Consider the following 21,097-nt stretch of genomic DNA (forward strand, 5'->3'; position numbering starts at 1 on the left):
CGAATGTCATCGCCCTGCCGTCGGTCATGATCAACCAGATTTACTGGGCGATTTCCACCGCAGTCACCAGCTCTTCCACGGCGGTTTCGCTGTCATACTCACCGTTGAAATGCGCTGTGATCACGTCATACATGGCGTTCTTGACCGCAGCCGCATTGGCGTGGCCGTGTGCCATGGACCCGTAGAGATTTCCGCTATCCGCCGCTGCCGCCAGGTCGGCCATGCCTTGCTGACCACAGGCGTCGAAATCCGCGTTCGACACATCCGTGCGGGCCGGGACCGACCCTTTGACCACATTGAACGCGGACTGGAAGGATGGCGACAGGATCGCTGTTGCAAGGGCCGCCTGTTCAGCTGAGACCTCATCACCTTGATTGAACATCATGAATTGGTCGGCGTTGAAGGTGACCTGCTCCTGCGTGCCGGGGAAACGGAAGCACAGGAAATCCTCGCCCGGGACTTTGCCTGCGTTCAGGAATTCGCCCTTGGCCCAGTCGCCCATCATCTGAAAACCGGCCTCGCCGTTGATGACCATGGCCGTCGCCAGGTTCCAGTCACGACCCGAGAAATTCTCGTCCACGTTGTCGCGGATCACGGCCATCCGGTCGAACGCTTCTTTCATCGCATCCGAGCCCAGTGCTTCCGGGTCGAGGTCAACGAAGGCCGCCTTATACCCATCCGGCCCAAGCGCCGACATGGCGACACCGTCAAACACCGTGGCCTCCTGCCAAGGCTGCCCGCCATGGGCGATCGGGGTCACACCGGCTGCGGACAGTGTTTCAAGTGCTGCGGCGAAGTCCTCCCATGTTTCGGGGATTGCGATGCCGTTGGCGTCCAGAACGGCCTTATTGGCCCAGACCCAGTTGGTGGAATGTACGTTGACGGGCGCGGACACCCATTTGCCGTCCACCTTGGCGAATTGCTGCAACGCCGCCGGGACCACCTTGTCCCAACCTTCGGCTGCGGCAACGTCATTGAGGTTGGCGAGCGCGCCTTCCTTGGCCCAGTCGATGATGTCAAAGCCTAGGCCCTGTACGGCTGTTGGTGCGTTGCCTGCGGTGACGCGGGCGCGCAGAACGGTCATCGCCTGCTCACCACCGCCGCCCGCGACGGGCATGTCAGTCCAGCCGATACCTTGGCCTTCCAGATCGCCCTTCAGCACGTTGAGCGCTGCGGCCTCGCCACCGGATGTCCACCAGTGCAGAACCTCCACACCGCCGTGGCCGTCAGCAATAGCTGACCCTGCTGTCACGGATAGCGCGAGTGCAATCGCTGTTTTGGTTATTAGAAAAGAACGCATGGTATCCTCCCATTTTGCGTGTCGATGTTTGACGCTGTCTTAGGCGTCTCTTTGGACCCAAGGTGCCCGGCTATCGCGTCCAACGCGCATCACCAGGGATTTCACCTCAAGAAATTCATCATATCCGTAGCGGCCGATCTCGCGGCCTTGCCCGGATTGTTTGACCCCGCCGAAAGCCAGTTCCGGGTAGCCGTCCATCCAGGTGTTGGTCCAAACCGTGCCCGCCTCCGCGCGGCGCGCGTATTCAAGGCAGGTGTGGATGTCATTGCTCCAGATCCCGGCGGACAGGCCGTAGTCGCTGTCATTGGTCAGGGTGATAGCCTCTTCCAGCGTCCGACAGGTGAGCACAGTCAGGACCGGGCCGAACACCTCCTCGCGGGCGATGGGCATATCGGGGGTCACGTTGCTGATAACCGTCGGCTGATAAAATTGCGGGCCAAGCCCCGCGACAAACAGCGCACCGCCGCCCAGTTCAAGTTTGGCACCAGCGGCTACGGCCTGCTGGACGTAACCATCAATCTTGCTTTGGTGTTCAGCGGTGACAATCGCGCCGACTTGGGTGTCGGGGTCCATCGGATCGCCGAATTTCACCTTGCGTGACAAGGCGACGACGCGGGCCACAAAATCTTCCGCGATATCCTCATGCACAATGATCCTGCTGGACGAATTGCAGCATTGGCCGACGTTGAAATAGACGCCGAAGGTCACCGCGTCGGTGGCTTGTTCCAGATCGGCGTCGGGCATGATGACCTGCGGGTTCTTGCCGCCGAGTTCCAGCGCGACCTTTTTCAGCGTGCCGGCCGAGGCTTCGGTGATCATTTTGCCCACGGCGGTTGAGCCGGTGAAGGTGACCATATCCACGTCTTTGTGGGTCGCCATCAGGCTGCCCACGGGCTGGCCGTGGCCCAGCACAATGTTGCACACGCCGGCGGGAAGCCCTGCCTCGATCAACAATTCGCCCATCATGACCGTCGAGGACGGCGTGACCTCGGACGGTTTGACGACAACAGTGCATCCTGCGGCGAGTGCAAAGGGCAGCTTTTGCGACAGGATCCAGAACGGGAAGTTCCACGGCGTGATGATCGACACGACGCCAATCGGGTCTTTGACGACCACGCCCAGCATGTCTTCGCCAAGGCTGTTGTGGCTGTCGCCATGGGATGTGCGCGCCAGTGATGCCGCGTAGCGCCACATATCAGCGGCCCCCGACACCTCGCCTCGGGACTGGGAAATCGGCTTGCCGCTTTCCAGCGTTTCCTGCACGGCAATGCGCTCAACATTGGCCTCAATCAGATCCGCCACTTTCAAAAGCACCGTTGCGCGGGTTTTGGCGGAGGCCCGGCTCCAACTGCCTGAATCAAATGCGCGGCGCGCGGCCGCAATTGCGGCCTCAGTTGTTGCCTCATCGCCCTTGGCCGAAACACTCACAACGGTATCGTGGGAGGGCGATACCCGTTCGAATGTTTCGGCCCCGTCAACCCATGCCCCGTCGATCAGATGACGGCCTTGGAACGGTACTGGCAACGCGGTTTCAATCGCTGTGTTGATGGTCAAATCGTTCATATTCTAGTGTCCCGTGAATTTTGGGCTGCGTTTTTCAAGAAAGGCGCTGACGCCTTCGGCGCGATCATCGCTTTCGGCAGCGGCCGCGCTTGCCAAGGCTTCGATTGCGGCGGCCCTGTCTTCGCCGACCGCGCCGTGGATCATTGCTTTGGACAGCTCTCCGGCGCGGGGGGACATGTCTGACAAAGCAGCGGCAATCTCTTTGGCGGCGGCAAGCGGGTCCTCTGACAGCTCTGCGGCAAACCCGAGCGTCAGAGCACGGTCGGCTGAGAGCCGACGCCCACACAGCGCCATTTCTTTCACGACGGGCTCAGGCAGCAACCGCATCAGGCGCTGGGTCCCGGACCAACCCGGCACAATCCCGACCTTGCCCTCGGGCAAAGCCAGCGTGGTGCGTGGTGCCAGCACCCGGATGTCGCAGCAGGCCGCAAGCTCCAACCCGCCGCCAAACGTGTGGCCGTTGAGGGCACCGATGACAGGCTTGGACAATCGCGCCAGCCGGTCAAGCACACGGTGCCCATCGCGGACCCAGAAGCGGGCGAAATCGGCAGGGCTGAGCGGTCCCCATTCGGCAATATCGGCCCCGCAACAAAACGCCTTTTCCCCAGCACCGGTGAGGATCACCGCACGTATGTCAGGGTTCCGCTCGATGGCCACGAGATGGTCTTCAAGCTGATGCAGCATCCCCATCGTAAGCGCGTTTAGCTTGGCCTCATTGGCGACGGTCAGCACAGCGGCGGTGCCGTCGTAGGTGCAGGTCATCTCGCTCATAGGACCAACCCCATGGGGGATTTTGACAGCAGTTCCGTGAGCATGAGCTTTGCGTTTTCGGCCACTTTGACCCGCCCTTTAGACGCGCCGATGATGTGGTCCCGCGGGTCAATGCCTGGCATGATCTCTGTGGCGATCAGGCCGCTTTCGGTCAGCTTGATCACGCAACGCTCGGTGATGTAGGTGACGTTCTGGCCCTGCTCAACCGCGCGCTTGCCTGAGAAGGTGACATGTTCAACCGCGTCCACCATCTTGGTGAACTTGCCGGGTGCGTCGATGCTAATGGCCTCGTCGGTCAGGCTGATCTTCGCGCCGGCCTCAAACCAGCCCGAGAATACAATGTTCTTGGCCTTCGCCGTGATGTCCACGAAGCCGCCGCATCCGGCGGTCAAATAGGGCTTCTTGCCCAGTTTGGAGACATTGACGTTGCCTTCTACGTCGATCTCAAGGAAGGACAGGAAGGACACGTCGAAGCCCGCGCCTTGGAAGTAGATGAATTGCTGCGGCGACGGCATGAAGGCCTCCGCGTTCGAGGCGCAGCCAAAGGCGAAGCCGGTCAGCGGCACGCCGCCTACGGCGCCTTGTTCGATGGCCCAGGTCACGGCATCGGGATGGCCTTCCTCAAGCAACACCCGAGGCACCATGGCGCTGATGCCAAAGCCGAGATTGGCGGTCATACCGCGTTTCAATTCCTGTGCCGCGCGGCGCGCGATCACCTTTTCGACGCCATGCTCAGCTAGTGAAAAGCTGTCCCAAGGGCGCATAACCTCGCCGGAAATGGCCGGGTCATAGGCCGTTTCAGTGGTCTGCTTTTGGTCTGCATCAACCACGATGCAATCGACCAAATGGCCCGGCACCCGCACATCATGGGGACGCAGGGACCCATTTGCGGTCACCCGTTTCACCTGAGCGATCACCAGCCCGCCATTGTTGCGGACGCAGATCGCCTGCTCCAACCCGCCCAGATAGGCGCCCTCGTGCTCATAGGTCAGGTTGCCGCGTTCATCCGCCGTGGTCGCGCGGATGATGGCGACGTCTGGAACGACATTGGGAAAGTGCAGCCATGTTTTGCCGCCAAACTGGACCCGGTCCACGATAGAAGACGCAGCCCCGCGGTCGTTCATCGCGCAGCCCTGACGCTGGGGATCAACGAAGGTATCAAGCCCGACTTCGGTCAAAACACCCGGACGGTGCGCCGCTGCTTCGCGGTGCATGTCAAACATGATGCCCGATGGCACGTTGTAGGCGGCGACGCGGTCCTCGGTGATCATCTTCCAGATCTCGGGCATCGGGGCGCTGGACGGCCCGGATGGGTAGGACCCGGCCAACACGCGGGCCAGCAGCCCATCCTTGGCGAGATGATCCATGCCTTTGACGCCATAGACGTCGCCCGCGGCAATCGGGTGGAGCGAGGTGATGTTGCTTGGATGACCTTCGGCCTCGAACCGCGCGCCAATGGCGGCCAGAACCGCGTCGGGGCAGCCCAAAGTCGACGATGAGGAGACCGTCACAATCGCCCCGTCCTCGATTCGGGACACCGCATCCGCAACTGGAACAACTTTGGTCATGTCACCCTCCAAGCGCCCCAAGCGTCAAAATATTGGAACGTTCCAAAATAATTATTGGAACGTTCCAGTGATTGCAAATAAAAAATTTACTACCTCAAAAAAATACGCAATTTCAGATATTAAGGAACTTCGTAGAGTTCCAGCGGCAGTCCATCGGGATCTTGGAAAAACGTAAAACGCCTGTCTGTAAATTCATCGATTCGGACCGGCTCAACCTGGACGCCATGCCCTTCAAGGTTGGTAATTGCAGCATCAAGATCAAACACGCGAAAGGCAAGATGCCTCAACCCACAGGCTTCCGGCCTGCTGGGCCGCAGTGGGGGTGGGAAAGCTAAAGAGTTCAATTTGCCCACCATCGTCCAAAGCAAGGTCCAGCTTCCAGGAGTCGCGCTCCTCCCGGTAGTTTTCAGCCAGAACGTCAAGGCCCAGCACATCACAGTAGAATGCCTTTGAGACCGCATAATCACTCACGATCACTGCCACATGATGAAACCCAAGCCGCATCGCGTTCCTTTCCAGTGAGCATTCAAAGCCATCCGGCCATTGAGACTCTTTGATCGGCGGGGATGTGACGCCGATCCCTTATTACGCCCATGTATGCGGCTTAGACCTCAACTCGGAAGGTCTTGCAAGAAAAGGAACGTCTGCCGCAACCTCTCAGATTGACCGGAATGCATCCGCTGCGATGGGTCTTACTCTACCCATTTCCGTTTCGTTTCAGTCGTGAATGGTACCAAACAGGCCTCTTACGTCACAATTTGAACGTCAACTTTGCCCCGCGTTTGAACCGTCAGGATATAATGCAACGAAACGTCAGTTTTGATCAGCAAGGTCGGCCTGCTTGAACGACTGCTTCCACGTGATACGAAGCACTGCCAAGTGAGTAACGCTACGCGTGCGAAGCCTTTCTGCGCCAGCAATGGCTGCGCCGGCAATGGCTGCGCCGGCACAAGTCCGCTTCGTCCCGCGAAGTGGCAATTCACCGACCATTTGATTTTGCGGTTGCAGCAAAAGTCCGCAATAACTGGCCGCAGCGCAGTATGACGGAGGCAATGTGAACGGCAGCAATGGGCAGCCCCTTGAGGGCGACCCGAAGTTACTAGATTTCAATCGCCTCGGCGATTGCTAGAGCGTCCTCAAGCTCGACGCCCAAGTACTGCACTGTATTGTCCATCTTGGTGTGTCCAAGCAAAAGCTGAACCGCCCGTAAGTTGCCAGTCTTCTTGTCGATCTGGGTCACCTTTGTTCGCCTCATGGAATGCGTACCATATGCACTCGCTTCTAGACCGATCGACGTGATCCAATCGCGGACTATCCGCGCATACTGGCGTGTCGAGATGTGCAGGCGTTCGTGAAACCGACCCGGCCAAAGGTACTCCGAGCCGACCATGATCTCATCTTCCATCCACTTTTCGACCGAGGCGCGTGTGCCTTCGGATATCTCAAATCTCACAGGTTTCTGTGTCTTGCTTTGTAACACCGATGCCCGTTCCTTGATCTAAGCAGACGCCATAACGTCGACGACTTTCATCTTCACCAGATCACACCCGCGCAGCTTGCTATCACTCGCCATGTTGAACAGCGCGAGGTCTCGATGGTTCTCGGCCAGTTCAAGCCGAACTCGGATTGCCCAAACGTGTTTGGGTTTTAAAGGTCGTTTCTTACCAACGATGCGACCCTTGTTCCAGGCGGGGCGAAGTGCGCGAATGGCTGGTAGATTTGGTGTTTCCATGACTGATCCTCCGATCCGCCATGCCCTCCACAACGCCAACCCGACGTTGACCGACGCAGCATATCACAAGATGCCGTGTTGCATCCGAGGTCTAGACTGAGCCCAATTTACCAAGTTGCCGCGTTGCGGCTAGTGTCCGAATTTGAGGTTCTGAGTTCCCGAAAAACTGTGCGCAGTTGACAAGTATCAGAACACAGACGCCAGTTTCACCGCTGCATGTACCCCGTCGATCAGCTTTATAGGTAGATCATCAGCATCGTCGACAATGTGCACCATACCCGCGCACCCTAAGACAACACTATCGATGTGGTCTTCGTCCAATGCCGCTCGGATTTCCATCTTCACCTGGCGCGTCGCATTTTCGCGATCATCTTCAAGGGCGAGAACCGGCACACCGCTTGCCCTGACACGTTCAAGGTTCTGCTCAAGCCCGTAATTGCTGATATTTGCGGTCAGAATGGGCACAGACACGTCTAGCGTTGTGACAACCGAAAATCGCGCTCCATAGAGCGACGCGAGGTGGTAGGCCGCTTGTCCGATCCCAATGACCGGACAGGACGCGAGTGCACGGGCAGCATCAAGGCCCGTGTCATCAAAACAGCCGATGATAACGGCTTTGGCCCCTTCCTCATCTGCCTTTTTCACAAGCTGCAGAAGTAGCGGTATCGCGGCGTCGCCGTCTTGTTCCCCCTGAATAGCGGGCGGACCCTTGGTGGATGTCCAGCCAACGATGTTCACACCGGGGGCCGCTTTGAGCGCTGTTTCAACCATCGCCTCCGTCATCGAAACCGTCGAATTGGGGTTGATGATTACGATCATAGATCACCCTTGCCCGCGTCTGACGCTTGTCGTGCGCGGCGGCGGTTCGTGAAAAGGGCGATGCAAAGAAAAATTCCGATGATGATCAGTGAGAAGACCGTCGTTAGCGTTCCCAACGCATAAAGCACCGGCGACGTCACATTCGTCGTCATCCCATAAATCTCAAGCGGCAGCGTGTTGTAACTGCCCGCCGTTAGCAGAGTGCGGGCGAATTCGTCATAGCTGAGTGTGAAGCCGAAAAGTGCCACGCCAATCAGCGACGGCGCGATGATCGGCAGCACAACGTGGCGTAGGGTTTGCCAAGGAGTAGCCCCAAGATCGCGCGCGGCTTCCTCATAGCTTTTGTCGAACCGGTTGAAGACCGCGAACATGATCAACAGACCAAAGGGGAGCGTCCATGTCAGCTGTGATCCAAACCCCGAGGTGGACCAATGCACGTTCAACCCCGATTGCGAAAACAGCAAGCCGACACCCAGTGAGATCAGGATCGAGGGGATCACCAGCGATGTGATGATCAGATAGAACAAGATGTTTGATCCCGGAAACTTGCGCCGAAACGCCAGCCCACCCATCACCGAGACCACGACTGTGACCACCATGACCATCAGGCCAAGCACAAAGCTGCGCCGGAAGCTGCCCCAGATGTCGCCCACAGCTTGTTGTTCGAACAGGTCGTAAAACCAATACAGCGACACGCCGCGCATTGGGAAGGTCAGCCCGCCCCCTTCGCCCTGAAACGACAGAATGCCGATGGTAATGGTCGGCCCATACAGAAACAGGATGAACAGCGCAAAAAATCCGCTGAGGACGTAGAAGGAACGTGGGCGCGGTTCCATTCTACAGCTCCTTCCGGATATCGACGAAGCGCAACAGAATGCCGATGGTGATCAGCACGGTCAGCAGCAGAACAATCGCCGTGGCCGAGGCACTGGGGTATTGCAGCAAGGCGATGTCGTTTGAGATCAGGCGACCCACATTTGCCGATTGGCTGCCGCTCATGAAGCGGACGGTGATGAAATCCCCCATCACCAATGTGACCACAAAAATCGTCCCAATCATGATCCCCGGTTTGGTCAGCGGGATGATCACATTCCACAAGATTTGCGCCCCGTTGGCACCAGCGTCGCGCGCAGCCTCGATCAGAGATTTGTCGATCCGCATCATCGTGTTGAAGATCGGAACAACCATGAACAGCGTGTAGAGGTGCACGAAGGCGAGGATGACGGCGAAGTCTGAGAACAGCAGCCACTCAATCGGCTCGTCAATCACCCCCCATGACATGAGCGTCGAATTGGCGATCCCGTTGCGGCCCAGAAATGGAATCCAGGAGATCATCCGGATGATGTTGCTTGTCCAAAACGGGATCGTGCACAGCAGGAACATCGCGATTTGCCAAGTCAGGCTGCGGATGTGAAAGGCCAGATAATAGGCAACGGTAAAGCCGATCAGCAATGTGCAGGCCCATGTGATCAGCGCGTATTTGAACGTGTTGAAGAACACCGTGTAGGTCACGGGGGAGCCGAACAGGAATTCGTAATTGTCGAATTCAAAGGCCGGAATGATCGAGAACTCCGTGGCCCGCCAGAAGCTGACGACGACGATCAGGACAATAGGAAGCACCAGAAAAATCAGCAAAACCGCCGCCAATGGCGATACCATTAGTAGGCTGGAAATAGCTGGATTGTTGCGAAGCTTCTTCATGGGGTCTTCTTGAAATTTGGGATGGGTGCGCCGCATGGCAGCGCACCCGGTTTTGGGCATTAAGCGGCGATAAACTCGTTCCACTTGCGGACCATGTACTGGTTCTCATCCATGACGGAGTTCCAGCACACAACAGACCCCATCCGGTCAAGGAAGGACCCGCCGTCGCGGACCTCACCGGCACCGGCGAGTTTGTCACCTGTTGGGGACAGGATGTCGCCTGCGGCAGCCTTGCCCTCGTACCAAAAACCCCATTCGTCATCTGACATGAACGCCTTAGAGGTCTCTGGAACCGCAGAGTAGTAGCCCTGACGCATCAGATACCCGCCGACCCAGCCAGACAGATACCAGTTGATATATTCATAGGCGGCTTCCAATTCGATGCCTGACAATGCTGCCGAGATCCCGAGGCCCCCGCCCCACGAGCGATAGCCCTCTTCCAGCGGCTGGTAGACACATGGAATGCCTTGGGATTTGACCGCCGTAATGGCGGGTGACCACATCGACTGGATCACAACCTCGCCCGACGCCATCAGGTTGACGCTTTCATCAAACGACTTCCAGAAGGCGCGGAACTGGCCGTTTTTCTTGGCCTCGGTGAAGATGCCGATGGTTAGGTCGATCTCTTCTTTGGTCATGTTGCCTTTGTCTGGGTAGGTGTATTCACCCATGGATTCCACAACCATCGCCATGTCCATGATCCCGATGGATGAGATATCGAGGATCGAGGCCTTGCCCTTGAATTCAGGATTCAACAGCTCGGACCAGTTGGAAACCGGACGCCCGATCAGGTCAGGGCGGATGCCCAGCGTGTCGGCATTATAAATCGTTGGGATCAGGGTCATCCAACCGGATTCCTCCTGCACAAAGTCAGTCCCGTTTGGACCGGATGTAAAGCCAACAGTATGGGGGGCTGTCCCCTGCGCGATGGTGCTCTCAGGTGTCAAAAGACCGCTGCGGAAGGTGCCGGCAATCTTGTCGTAATTGTCGATCTTTGTGGTGTCCATCGCCTGCAAATTGCCCGCGGCCCAAACCTTCTTGCAGATGAAATACTCGATATCTGCAATGTCAAAGCTGTTGGGCTGCGTGGCGGCACGCTGAGTGACGCTGTCGGTATCAAGCGCGGTCATCTCCAGCGTGAAGCCCAGGTCTTCTTTGACCTTGTTGGCGACGTCATTGAGGTTGGACACGCCCGTGCCGAACTGGCGCAGCGTCACATCCTTGATGTTTTGTGCCCAGACCATCGGTGCGCCCAGTGTCGTGGCCCCTGCTGCAATCGCCGTTGATGCGGCCCCTTTCAGCAAAGTCCGGCGACTCAGGCCATTTCTATGGGTGAATTTCGTCATTGTTCAGTCTCCTTGTCGGTCGTCTTTTGGTTGGAAATGAAGGCGCCGCAGTTCATGCGATCAGTTTGTGTTGATTGTTGGCGTCCCAGTGCAGACCGATCCGGTCGCCGGGGTGGTGTGGGTTTGCAAAGAAGGTGGTGTCTGGGATCAGGGCCAGCACCTCTTGGTCGCCTGTGATTTTTGCCGACACAGACACATGGGTGCCTTGATATTCGACAGCCGTCACATTGCCCTCGACCGCGCCCTCGGTGGGGGCGGTGACCGAAACCGCATCAGTGCGGATCGCAAAATGACCGTCTGGAAGGGCCACGACGTTATGCCCACCCATAAACTGCGCCACGAACCGGGTTTGCGGCGCGTTGAAGACCGCGCGGGCCGGGCCAGCTTGTTCAATCACCGCGTTGTTCATCACAATAATGTCGTCCGCCAAGGCGAGCGCTTCATCTTGGCCATGCGTGACGTGGATAAAGCTGATCCCCAGCTCTTTTTGCAGCTTGCGCAACTCTCCCCGCATGCGGATGCGCAGGAACGGGTCAAGGGCAGAGAGCGGTTCGTCCAGCAGCAAAACCTGCGGGCGAGTGATAAGGGCGCGGGCCAAGGCCACGCGCTGCTGTTGGCCGCCAGAGAGTTGATCAGGTAACCGGTCCGCAAGATCCGTCAGGTCTACCAGCGCGAGCATGTCGCGCGCTTCGCCGTGTCGCTTGGCAGTGTCGACGCCCTTCATTTTTAGGCTGAAGGCGACGTTGTCGAGGACACTCAGATGGGGGAACAAGGCGTAATTCTGAAACATCATCGCTGTGCCGCGCTGCGCGGGCGGCAAAACCGAAATATCGCGGCCATCCAGAACAATTGACCCGTCGCTGACACTTTCATGGCCGGCAATCATGCGCAGGGTCGAGGATTTCCCGCAGCCGGATGGGCCCAGAAGGCAGGTGTAGCCGTCAGATTTGAAACGGTAGTTTATGGCGTCCACAGCAACTGTCGCGCTGTAGCGCTTGGTTACTGACACCAATTCGAGATCTTGATTGCTCACACCGCCCCCATCTTGCAGATGAGATTAGCAGCGCGTCCAAACGCAGATGACACAATCATTTTGAGCCTTAGTCGCCGGCGATCTGCCGCGAAGGCATAGCTTTTAAGCGAAACAGCCCCACACCGATGAAAAATTGCGCACAATATTGTATACAATCAAGCATGAAATTGTGGTCATTTCGATTGACTTGTGTCCCCAACTTGGCTCTGGCATCTCATGGTGCAGGAGACCCGTCATGACGCTGACCACACCGCAAGCCGCTTCTAGCCATGCCAATGCCGACACCGTTTCCAATGCGTTGTCGCAAGCCATTCACGAACACCGTTTGGCACCCGGCACTAAGTTGGGCGAAGACGACCTGTCGGATATTTATGGCGTCTCGCGCACTATCGTGCGCACGGCGCTCCAGTCGCTTGCGCATCAGCACATCGTCGAAATCAAACGCAACCGCGGGGCTTATGTCGCAAAGCCCAGTCTGACCGAGGCACAAGAAGTCTTCGAGGCCCGCGAATTGTTGGAGCCACGTACAGCCCGTAGTGCCGCCCAAAAAGCCACTGCAAGCGATGTCGCGCTGCTGACCGATCACATCACGCAAGAGCATGCCGCAATCGATGCCGGTGACCGTGGACGTGCCTTATATCTATCCGGTAGGTTCCACGTCGAAATCGCGCGGATAGCCCAACAGCAAACCATCGCGGATTTGATCAACGTCTTGGTTGCACGATCTTCACTGATCATCGCTTTGTATTGGCGCCGCGAAAGCGCGTTATGTGAAAGCCAAGCGCATCATGCCCTGATCAAGGCCATCAGCGACAACGATGACGCGCGCGCGGAAGAATTGATGCAAAGTCATCTGGTCGATCTGCATTCCGCGCTCAATCTGAACGACGTTCCGGCAGTTGAGCAGAACTTGAGGGCGATGCTCTTGCCTGATGCAAACCGCTGAAACAGGGCAAGACATCCGTCCCGATGAACTTATCGCCCGAAATCAGAGACACGGATTGTGGCACAGCTATTCTGAAACCGTAGTTGCTCAATTCTCGACGAGCAGTCATTGGCCCAATCGCGACTAACAGCAGTTTTGTCCCGAAATTGTGAGTTCGCCTACCACCTGATTTTGCGGCTGCGGCGAATGTCGACAATGCGGACTACGGCCGCAGCATTCGGTGACAGGGCTCAATGTCTGGTAAGGGCCGCGAACGTACAAATGCGTTAGCTATGTGCCACGCTGTTTGAAACATTCTCAATACAATTTAGCTGAATGTCACGGTTAGATGGATCAGTTAAACGCGGAGCGCCTTAGCATCGTGGTTGTTCCAAGGCTGTCTTTCCTTCTCTGTAGCCTGGCGTGGACAATGAGAGTTTTGAAGCAACCACCCCTGTACTTCAGCAGGGTTCAGGCGACGCGGGCCGATTGCTGCAACAAACTCCTGCTTAAAACTTGGATGATCTGGAAAGAACCGATCGAATAAGCGCCCAGCGGTTTTGCCGTTGATCAGATCGAGTTTCATGTGCAAATCGGCCCGCCCAGGGCGGATCAACGCGGGGTCCAGCTGCTCGCGGTGGTTAGTGGTCATAATCAAGGCGCGCCCTTCTTGTGCGGCCACGCCGTCGATCGCGTTCAGCAACCCCGAGAAGCTGACACCCGTGGTTTGCTCTTCGCTTTTACGCCCCTTGAAAATGGCGTCCACATCTTCAATGGCCAGCAGGGATCGTTCCGGTGACGTTATCATCGCCTCCCGCAAGCCCTCATCGTTCAGCTCGGTCCGCCCGACATCCAGCGTGGCGATGTCCAGCGATAGCTCAGATGCTAAGGCGCGGATCAGGCTGGATTTGCCGGTTCCGGGCGGGCCGTAGAACAAGTAGCCCCGCCGCCATGGCACGCCGCGTTGCGCATACCAGTCGGATGCGCCGTAAAACCAACGCATGTCCTCTAGGACACGCTCAACCCGGTCGTCATCTACCAGTACGGTGTTAATGCGCCGTGCGGGCACGTCGCCCATCGCGTCCCAATAGTCTGAGCGGTAGATGTGCAGGCCAGGCCCAATTCGATCGCGGCTGCGTGCGATCTTCTTGCCTTCATTGATCCAGCCGAGAATGGTGGCCACGCGCCCAAACAGTACGGTGATGTGCAACGTCTCCATCAGCCGGGTGTCATAGGAGCCGCCGACCTTGGCCTTCTCGTCGATGGAGCGGCTAAAGCGGCATAGCTGGCCGTCGCGCCAAAACCAATGACTGCCCGGTGCAGGGGCAAAGCCCTTGGTGCCAAAGGACCATGTATTGTCCGTCATGCGCACATGCTTGGACCGAGCAAGCACCTCATTGGACTCCATCCATAGGCAGAAATTGCGGTAGGCGTCGGATCGGTTGTCCAGCGTCAGGCTGACCCAGATGCGGCGCAGTACGAAGCCGTAAACGTTGAAGAAAAGCAGCCGCAGCATGGCGGCGGCCACGCCAAACGCGCCAAGCGCCAGGCCGCCCGCAAAGAAGTCGCTCGAAACCGCGCCTGCTATGAATGTGTGAAATGCTTCAGTCATTACGCCACCTCTTCTGTTCAACAAATTTTGGCCCCTTGAAGCAGCGCGCCGGATTGCCGCGTTCCAGCTGGGAGTGCAGGTTGTTCTGCGCCGACTTGCGGTCAGCTTCCTCGGCGGCGGCTCGGGCGCTCAAAAATCGGTGCAGCCGAGAGAGCGCCAGCGCTTTGTTGCGATGTTGCGAACGCTCCTCACGGGCTACGACAGTGGCCCCGCTGGGGACGTGAGTGGCCCTTACGGCGCTGTCAGTGGTATTTTGGTGCTGCCCGCCAGGTCCGCCCGCACGGAATGTCTCAAAGGTTACGTCAGACGGCTCCAGATGTATGAGTTTCTCAGTGTCGGGCGTAATTTCAAAGACCCCAATGAACCAATTAGAGCGCTTGTAGTTGCGCCGCAGCTGGCTGTTGGCTCGCCATTGAATGGTCCCACGCCACTCAGCCGCAAAACGCGCCGCCTTGGTCCCCTCGATGGTCAGTACTGCAGATTTCACTCCGTGCTTGGCAGGCATAACAGCGCAGTCAATGTGCAGATCATACGCGATGGCCTCCTGCTCCATTTTGCGCAAGACACCGGCAACCGCCTGAGTGCACTCCACAGGGCCGTGGCCGCTGGTTATGAAAAGACAAGCCCTCATGATCTGCCCTCAGCGCGGGTTTTCTTGAAGGTCACCAGCGGGTGCAGTTTGGCCACCACGTCCGCTGCGCCGAGTGCTTGCAGGTCCGCAACCACGGCGCCGGCGTCCTTATAGGCCAGAGCGGCCTCCTCAATTAGCAGGTCCTTATCTTCACAAATGACGCGCCCGCCAAAGGGTGTGCGCGCCATGGCCTCGAGGTCGGATCGTTTGGCCCGCACACGCCCATGCATGGATGACCGATCATAGCGCCGACCCGCCCCATGAGCTGTCGAGCAGAGCGCATCCGGGTGACCCAGCCCACGCACCACATAGCTTGGCGTTGCGCGCGACCCTGCCAAGGGCGTCAGCGCACCTGACACAGCAGCTCCTTTGCGGTGCAACCAGCCGCCACCCTCTTTGCTCAGAATATTATGTGGCACATCCACAATCAGCCGCGGCTCGCAGCGAAGCGCATGCGCGGCACGCTCCGCGATCAGTCGGCGGTTCAGCTTTGCCCATGTGGTAGCTTGGTCATGCCCAACAACATAGTCAGACTCACCCGCCAAGGCGGCGTTCAGCACCTCGTTACCAAAGCCTCGCGACCCAGAGTGAACTAGCAGGTACAAGTCACCCACCTCCAATCCAGAACCCGGTTTTGCGTCCTGCAGCGTTTGCAGCTCGCAAAAATGGTTGCCGCCGCCAATGGTGCCCAGCGCATCCGCGAACAGATCATCTGGCAGACTGATCTGTTCCAGATCGCCGCGATAGTCCTGAACAGAGGGCGCGCCCAACGCGCGCAAACGGCGCACGGCTTTCTCCAACTTCAGCTTGCGCTGAGGCAGGTCTAGAGCAAACAGCGCCATGCCACAGCCAATGTCGCTGCCGATCAGCTGCGGGTAGATGCGGTCGGCCAAAATAGCGCAACCCACCGGCCCGTATTTGCCGGGATGCAGGTCGGGAAAGGCCGCGATCTTGCGGACCCCGTCCCACGACGCGACGTGGTTCAGTTGATCTTCCGCGCGGCCTTCGATCCAGGCCGCGGAAGTATAGAATTTAGTGATGGTGCCGTCGCTGAGGTCAGCACACGAAACACCACCCAAGACAGAATTGCCCATGAGTTAAATACCCGAAAATTGTATGCAGTGAGGTCCCGTGCGTGCTGGCGCGGGCCAATCCATCAGATGGAAGCCGGAATGCGACTTAGATGCTGATAAGCCCCGGAAGGGCGCGACAGTTAATAAGCAAGTTACGTCCCTTTCATCTCTGGGGTTCGGGTGGGGTCCTTTTTGGGGACCGAATGAGCGCTCTGTCTAAGGGGTCATGAATGATTCCATCAACAGGCGCTTTTGGCCTCAGTTGAAGTTGTGATCAAATGGCCACGCTGGGTGTGAATGGGGCAGCAGTTAAGCTGCCCGCATCCCTTTTCTTTTCTTCCGGTTTTTCCAGAAGGGCGGCACGTCGCCCGCCATGATGCAGCCATAGGGATCGATATAGTCCTCGATCTCGGCCAGATCATAGGTCTTGATTTGCTCGACCACGGCGACCGCGTTCTTGTAGCTCGACGGCAGCTCCGACGCATCAACACCGCCCGCATGGAAGCGGATATCGAGCCCCTCGGTTTCCGCTTTCAGCAGCTGGTCAGGGGTAATCCCGCCCATCCGCCGCTTATGCTCGGAACGTGAATAGTTTCGCCCCGCGCCATGCGGGCTGAACCCAAGCGCGTGGTCACGATCCTTGCCGCGCAACACCAGAACGGGTTCCGACATGTTCAGCGGGATCAGCGTCAGCCCGGTAGCATCCGCCGCGTAATCACCCCAAGCGGGCGTCGCCCCCTTGCCGTGGTAATACAGATCGCCCCGCTTGAAGACGAAGTTGTGCTCGTTCCAAAACCGCTCGCCCGGCTGTGCACCCGAGCCTTCCACAGCGGCCTGATGCAGCCCATTGTGGTTGGCTTTGGTCCACTGGCGGATCAGCTGCAGCGCTTCCCAATAGGCCGCGCCATCCTCAGAATCCGCTGGAATCCAAGCGTTCTGTTTCAGCGTTTTTGGCGAATGTTTGCGGCGGTATTTCTCCGCAACCTCCATGCCCAGCTTATACAGAACCGCCCCCGGCCCACGCGAGCCATGATGCGTCACCATCGCCGTGCGCCCCGTCTTGCGCGAGGTGCCGACGAACATGAAATGGTTCCCGTCGCCTTGCGTGCCCATATGCTCCTGCGCCATGCGCATGACCTTGGGGTTGCTCAGAAACTTGTTCTCCCGAAACGCATCCAGCAGCTTCAGCGACGTTGTGAACCGCTTGCCTTGAGGACGCCCACCGGGGCCGAAATGCGTGGCCGCTTGGCCTGCATCCAGAACCTTCTTGGGGTCCGCCTCGCCCATATCCGTCATCATCACAGAGCAACAGATATCGGCCGAGTGCATGCCCGGATGGATCGCGTTCTTCGTCGCAACCACGCCGCCCACAGGGATGGTGCCAACCGGCCCTGCGGGGCAAGCATCTGGCATCACTGCACCTGCAACCACCGTCGGGGTTCGCATTACGGCCCGCATGGTTTCGCGCACTTTTTCCACATTGTCTTCTTCATCCGCGCCGTTGGCTTGGATGTTTTCATGGAAGGCAATTGCGCCCGCAGGGTGCAGCTCAATCTTGGGCGGCTCGGGGACAATCTCCGGCTCCAGCTCCTTTTGGATGCGCACAAGGCCGTAGCCTTCCGCCCGCATCTCATTGGCCCGCGCAAGCAGGTCCGCAAAGTTAGGCCCAGGGGAGTGTCCCCAGTCTTTCAGGTGATGGCCGGTCACGGCCTCGGTTTCAGTGTCTTCGGTCATTTTCTTTACTCTTCAAATTAGGTTCCAGGGGACAAGTGGATCGTGAGATGCCCTTTCAGGGCGGATCGTACCATAGCGATGTACTCCCACGGGCATTCCCCCAAATTGTTCTCGGTTTAGTTTGGGAGGTCGGGGCGGCCTGCGCCCCATTTCCTCTCGAAGTACTCCATGCGCCATGTGATCGGATAGCGACCATCGCGGCGTAGGAAGTTTAGTTCTGCATCGTAACCTTCGGGTCCAACCGTCGTCAGGTAATCCAATGCCAATTTTCGTACGGCGACGCTTTTGTCTCGAGCTGCGGCTCTCAGCACCTTTTGGCGGGTGGTGGCAGGGATTTCCAACTTGCGGACGTCAAATTCTGGTAAACGGCGTCTAAGCGAGATAGATTTGTCGACCCATTCCCAAGTGCAGCCAATTTGCCGTCGAGTTATGCCTTCCAGTACGGCCTTTGTTGCAATAGCCCTCACGAATGGCGATTTCGCTGCCATGGAAAGCTTGCCCAGTGAGGCGTCCAATTCGGGGCCCCGCAAGGCAAACCGCAACCGTCTAGCGAGGGGGCCGACTGACTCTTGTAGAAACATGGCTTCAAGCAGAAGTGGGTAGTCATCACGCCGCTCCAAATAGGTTAGTGCTACTTGACCGCCCCGCTGCCAGGCTTGAATGCGGTCTAACGCTACCGGTAGAAGTGCAACAAGTGTTTTCCGCTCAGCCGCCTTACAAGCAGCTTCCCACCGCTTCAAAGCGGCCTTACGCACTGGCGGTACATGATCGTTACACCGACAAATCAATGCGACATGATCGAGAACGTCAAAAGCCGCACATGGCAAACGATGTACAGCGTGTTCGCGTATGAAACCGCTTGTTGAGTGAATCGTAGCTTGTGCGAATTCGGGATGCGTTTCGAGCAACCTTTCTGCAGATGCTGGCTTATGGAACAAGTTGAACAGGTTTGTTGCGTGTCCGACCGCTCCGCGATGCCTCCGAAATTGGTCGTCCAGCCGCATCAATGTGACTGGGCTGATTGAGGCTCGCTCATTTTGAAACCGCGACAATGCGCCAGTGTCGAGTTTGCCACGATTCAAGCCGACCATGATTTCATCAAAGGCCGCAATCATCCTTGTTTGGTCGTCACTCAGTTTCATTGTCTTCACTCTTCAAATTAGGGTCCTGGGGACAAGTGGATCGTGAGAGGCCCTTTCAGGGCGGATCGTACCATAGCGATGTACTCCCACGGGCATTCCCCCGGATTGTCTTTTTGTCTGGCTCGACCGGCAGGGCTCGAACCTGCGACATCCTGATTAACAGTCAGGCGCTCTACCAACTGAGCTACGGTCGAACAATGAACTGGCGACAAGGGTTTGGTGAAACATGATGCCTATGCTCTACCAACTGAGCTACCCACTTGCGTGGGGGGGGCTCGAACCCGCGACCTTAGGGTTACGATGTAGTTCCACCGGCATTCGCCAGCATTTTTCTTGAGTGGATCGGGCGGACAAGTGACTTTGCGAGACGCGTCACATGTTCAAGATGTAGTCCCACAGGCATTCCGCCCGATCCGTTGTTTTAAACCTCGATCATTTCGATCTCGCCCACCCAGTGCTGAGGCCCGTGGGTCCCGGCAGCAAAGTTGGCGATCTGGTCAAAGACCGCGTCGGAGAACCCGCCGACGTTCAACACGTCCTCGCGTTCCTTGGCTTGCGTCGTCCCGTATGGGGCGATGTCGATGCAGACCAGTTTGGCCTTCGGGTTGCGCCGTTTGAGCACCTCCCATTGCGCCATCACGTTGGTCGCGTTCCCGCCACGCCGCGCGTCGACCCAGGACTGGTTGTCGGAGACCAGCACCACCAGATCGGGGGCGCGGCCACGTTCATTCAGCCAAGACAGTGGCGCGGAGCAATCCGTGCCACCCCCGGCCAACTCCGCCAACCGGCGGGCGTTGGTCAGGATCGTGTCGCGCGGCTCCAGCCGCGTGTCGCGGACCACGAAGTCGAACGGCAGAACCGTCGCGTGGCGGTTGCGACGCAGGAAGCTGGCACCGACAAGCGCCGCCACATCCACGAACCGCACCTTCGATGTGGCCCCGACACGGTGACCCGTCACCGGAGCCCGCATCGAGCCGGACACATCGACGCCCACAGCAACGGAGCCGTCAAACATCGGCACATTGCCCACCGCGATTTCCATCGCGTCATGCAACGCATCCACGATCTCGCGCGGCATGCCGTCGGCCAGATGCTGCTGTGCGACCATCAGCTGATACGGAAAGGCTTTCGCCTTTGCGATACGCTCAGGGTCCCGCAGCAGGGCTGCGATGCGCTTCAACTCTCGGGACACCTCGAACACGCCGTGGCGCTGGAAGGCGTTGAGGTTCTGGCGCACCATCTGCCAGCTGCCGTTCTTGGCAATACGGGCCCAATGCTTCGGCGTCAGCTTCAGCTGGGTCAACATCTGGAATGGCACATCGGGCAAAGGCCCTTTGCCGGTCTTGTTAAAAACCATCCATTCCTGCACCGCTTTGGGCAGCAACGCATTCTCACAGGGGCGGCCCACGATCCACGCAAACAGTGCGTCACGCTCAGTCGTCTCGGCCTTCGGATGCACCATCTTGATGACATCCGCCAAAGACGGGTCATTGCCGATATTGGCATTCAGCAACGCCCAGTCGGACGCGGTGTTCAGCCAGTTTTGCACCATGGCCTTGGGCGCTGACCCAAGCGACTTGCGCCCCGTCTGCCCCGAGCGAATAACTTGCACGAAGGTGCGCAGCATCTTGCCGTTGTCGATCACCCGCCCAAAAGCTGCCCGGACAAGCACCGGGTTGCGCCGCGCCAGAACTGCCAGCAACACGGCCGGCATGTCCTTCATGTTCCCGTTTTCACGGGCATAGATCGCGGTCTGTGCCAGCGTCAGCGGGTCAACGCTTTCGGCCAGATCAAGAACGTATTCCAGCTGCTCCTCGGCAGTCTGGTAGTGAAGCCCGGCGAAGGTGCCTGTCACGGCGACCTGCGCGAGGCGATGCGCATCAGAGTATGAATAGGCCGGCGCCGCCGCAGCGTTCGTCGTGGTTGCTTTCGGCAGCAACCGGCCCTTCATCGATGCAAACACGGATTTGTTCGCCATTTCTCTGTTTCCTTCTTCTTAACGAGGATCAATCTGGCTGATCACGCATCCGAGCCAAAGGAAAACTGTAAAACCTGACAACTCCATGATTTAAAATGGAAATTTACAGGTTTGTTAAAAACTCCCACCTAATATACGATCAAAATATATCGCAATTTATCTATTTGGA

At 58.0% G+C, this 21,097-nt stretch carries 18 protein-coding genes, 1 tRNA gene and 1 pseudogene; 1 reads left to right on the forward strand and 19 read right to left on the reverse strand.

All coding sequences use genetic code 11. The annotated features are described in order from the left end of the window. Positions 1–40: 40 nt before the first annotated feature. From ACZ1G7_RS09330 to ACZ1G7_RS09385, 12 genes and pseudogenes are all read right to left on the reverse strand, one after another. Positions 41–1,300: an ABC transporter substrate-binding protein gene (locus ACZ1G7_RS09330; protein WP_472663540.1), complete on the reverse strand. Its 1,260-nt coding sequence runs from the start codon at positions 1,298–1,300 to the stop codon at positions 41–43. 39 nt (positions 1,301–1,339) lie between these two features. Further along, positions 1,340–2,863, reverse strand: a complete 1,524-nt coding sequence (locus ACZ1G7_RS09335) for an aldehyde dehydrogenase family protein (protein WP_472663541.1) — start codon at positions 2,861–2,863, stop codon at positions 1,340–1,342. 3 nt (positions 2,864–2,866) lie between these two features. After that, positions 2,867–3,634, reverse strand: coding sequence for an enoyl-CoA hydratase/isomerase family protein (locus ACZ1G7_RS09340; RefSeq protein ID WP_472663542.1), 768 nt, complete (start codon positions 3,632–3,634; stop codon positions 2,867–2,869). Further along, entirely contained in the window at positions 3,631–5,202 is a 1,572-nt protein-coding gene (locus ACZ1G7_RS09345; protein ID WP_472663543.1) for an acyl CoA:acetate/3-ketoacid CoA transferase, read from the reverse strand. The genes ACZ1G7_RS09340 and ACZ1G7_RS09345 overlap by 4 nt, the downstream gene beginning before the upstream one ends. Before the next feature lie 119 nt (positions 5,203–5,321). Then, positions 5,322–5,558: a VOC family protein gene (locus ACZ1G7_RS09350; protein ID WP_472663706.1), complete on the reverse strand. Its 237-nt coding sequence runs from the start codon at positions 5,556–5,558 to the stop codon at positions 5,322–5,324. Next, the gene (locus tag ACZ1G7_RS09355; RefSeq protein WP_472663544.1) at positions 5,461–5,673 is read right to left on the reverse strand and encodes a VOC family protein; all 213 of its coding nucleotides are present in this window, start codon (positions 5,671–5,673) and stop codon (positions 5,461–5,463) included. Before ACZ1G7_RS09355 ends, ACZ1G7_RS09350 begins: the two co-directional genes overlap by 98 nt. A 628-nt stretch (positions 5,674–6,301) precedes the next feature. Then, positions 6,302–6,934, reverse strand: a pseudogene (locus ACZ1G7_RS09360) (tyrosine-type recombinase/integrase). 186 nt (positions 6,935–7,120) lie between these two features. Continuing rightward, the gene (locus ACZ1G7_RS09365; protein ID WP_472663545.1) at positions 7,121–7,753 is read right to left on the reverse strand and encodes an aspartate/glutamate racemase family protein; all 633 of its coding nucleotides are present in this window, start codon (positions 7,751–7,753) and stop codon (positions 7,121–7,123) included. Beyond that, entirely contained in the window at positions 7,750–8,589 is an 840-nt protein-coding gene (locus tag ACZ1G7_RS09370; protein WP_472663546.1) for an ABC transporter permease, read from the reverse strand. Before ACZ1G7_RS09370 ends, ACZ1G7_RS09365 begins: the two co-directional genes overlap by 4 nt. A 1-nt stretch (position 8,590) precedes the next feature. Continuing rightward, positions 8,591–9,454 carry an ABC transporter permease gene (locus tag ACZ1G7_RS09375; RefSeq protein ID WP_472663547.1) on the reverse strand — a complete coding sequence of 288 codons (864 nt, stop codon included), beginning with the start codon at positions 9,452–9,454 and terminating at the stop codon, positions 8,591–8,593. 59 nt (positions 9,455–9,513) lie between these two features. Further along, entirely contained in the window at positions 9,514–10,800 is a 1,287-nt protein-coding gene (locus ACZ1G7_RS09380; protein WP_472663548.1) for an ABC transporter substrate-binding protein, read from the reverse strand. Between the two features lie 52 nt (positions 10,801–10,852). Continuing rightward, positions 10,853–11,833: an ABC transporter ATP-binding protein gene (locus ACZ1G7_RS09385; RefSeq protein ID WP_472663549.1), complete on the reverse strand. Its 981-nt coding sequence runs from the start codon at positions 11,831–11,833 to the stop codon at positions 10,853–10,855. A 235-nt stretch (positions 11,834–12,068) separates the two neighbouring features. On the opposite strand from ACZ1G7_RS09385, the gene ACZ1G7_RS09390 reads away from it, so the two are divergent. Beyond that, the gene (locus tag ACZ1G7_RS09390) at positions 12,069–12,779 is read left to right on the forward strand and encodes a GntR family transcriptional regulator (RefSeq protein ID WP_472663550.1); all 711 of its coding nucleotides are present in this window, start codon (positions 12,069–12,071) and stop codon (positions 12,777–12,779) included. 337 nt (positions 12,780–13,116) lie between these two features. Here the strand turns inward: ACZ1G7_RS09390 and ACZ1G7_RS09395 are convergent, their stop codons facing one another. The 7 genes from ACZ1G7_RS09395 to ACZ1G7_RS09425 all read right to left on the reverse strand — a co-directional run bounded on the left by ACZ1G7_RS09395 (position 13,117) and on the right by ACZ1G7_RS09425 (position 20,928). Next, complete coding sequence (locus ACZ1G7_RS09395; RefSeq protein WP_472663551.1) at positions 13,117–14,370, reverse strand: AAA family ATPase; 1,254 nt, start codon at positions 14,368–14,370, stop codon at positions 13,117–13,119. Beyond that, positions 14,363–14,932, reverse strand: a complete 570-nt coding sequence (prfH, locus tag ACZ1G7_RS09400) for a peptide chain release factor H (RefSeq protein WP_472663552.1) — start codon at positions 14,930–14,932, stop codon at positions 14,363–14,365. The genes ACZ1G7_RS09395 and prfH overlap by 8 nt, the downstream gene beginning before the upstream one ends. A gap of 65 nt (positions 14,933–14,997) precedes the next feature. Next, positions 14,998–16,095 carry an RNA ligase RtcB family protein gene (locus tag ACZ1G7_RS09405; RefSeq protein WP_472663553.1) on the reverse strand — a complete coding sequence of 366 codons (1,098 nt, stop codon included), beginning with the start codon at positions 16,093–16,095 and terminating at the stop codon, positions 14,998–15,000. A gap of 288 nt (positions 16,096–16,383) precedes the next feature. Continuing rightward, positions 16,384–17,808: an RtcB family protein gene (locus ACZ1G7_RS09410; protein ID WP_472663554.1), complete on the reverse strand. Its 1,425-nt coding sequence runs from the start codon at positions 17,806–17,808 to the stop codon at positions 16,384–16,386. 116 nt (positions 17,809–17,924) lie between these two features. Next, positions 17,925–18,950 (reverse strand): hypothetical protein, encoded by a 1,026-nt coding sequence (locus tag ACZ1G7_RS09415; protein ID WP_472663555.1) that lies wholly within the window; start codon positions 18,948–18,950, stop codon positions 17,925–17,927. Between the two features lie 118 nt (positions 18,951–19,068). Then, positions 19,069–19,144: transfer RNA gene (locus ACZ1G7_RS09420), tRNA-Asn, on the reverse strand. Positions 19,145–19,371: 227 nt separating this feature from the next. Further along, positions 19,372–20,928 carry a vWA domain-containing protein gene (locus tag ACZ1G7_RS09425; protein WP_472663556.1) on the reverse strand — a complete coding sequence of 519 codons (1,557 nt, stop codon included), beginning with the start codon at positions 20,926–20,928 and terminating at the stop codon, positions 19,372–19,374. Positions 20,929–21,097 lie beyond the last annotated feature (169 nt).

Source organism: Litoreibacter sp. JB4-2 (assembly GCF_055693445.1).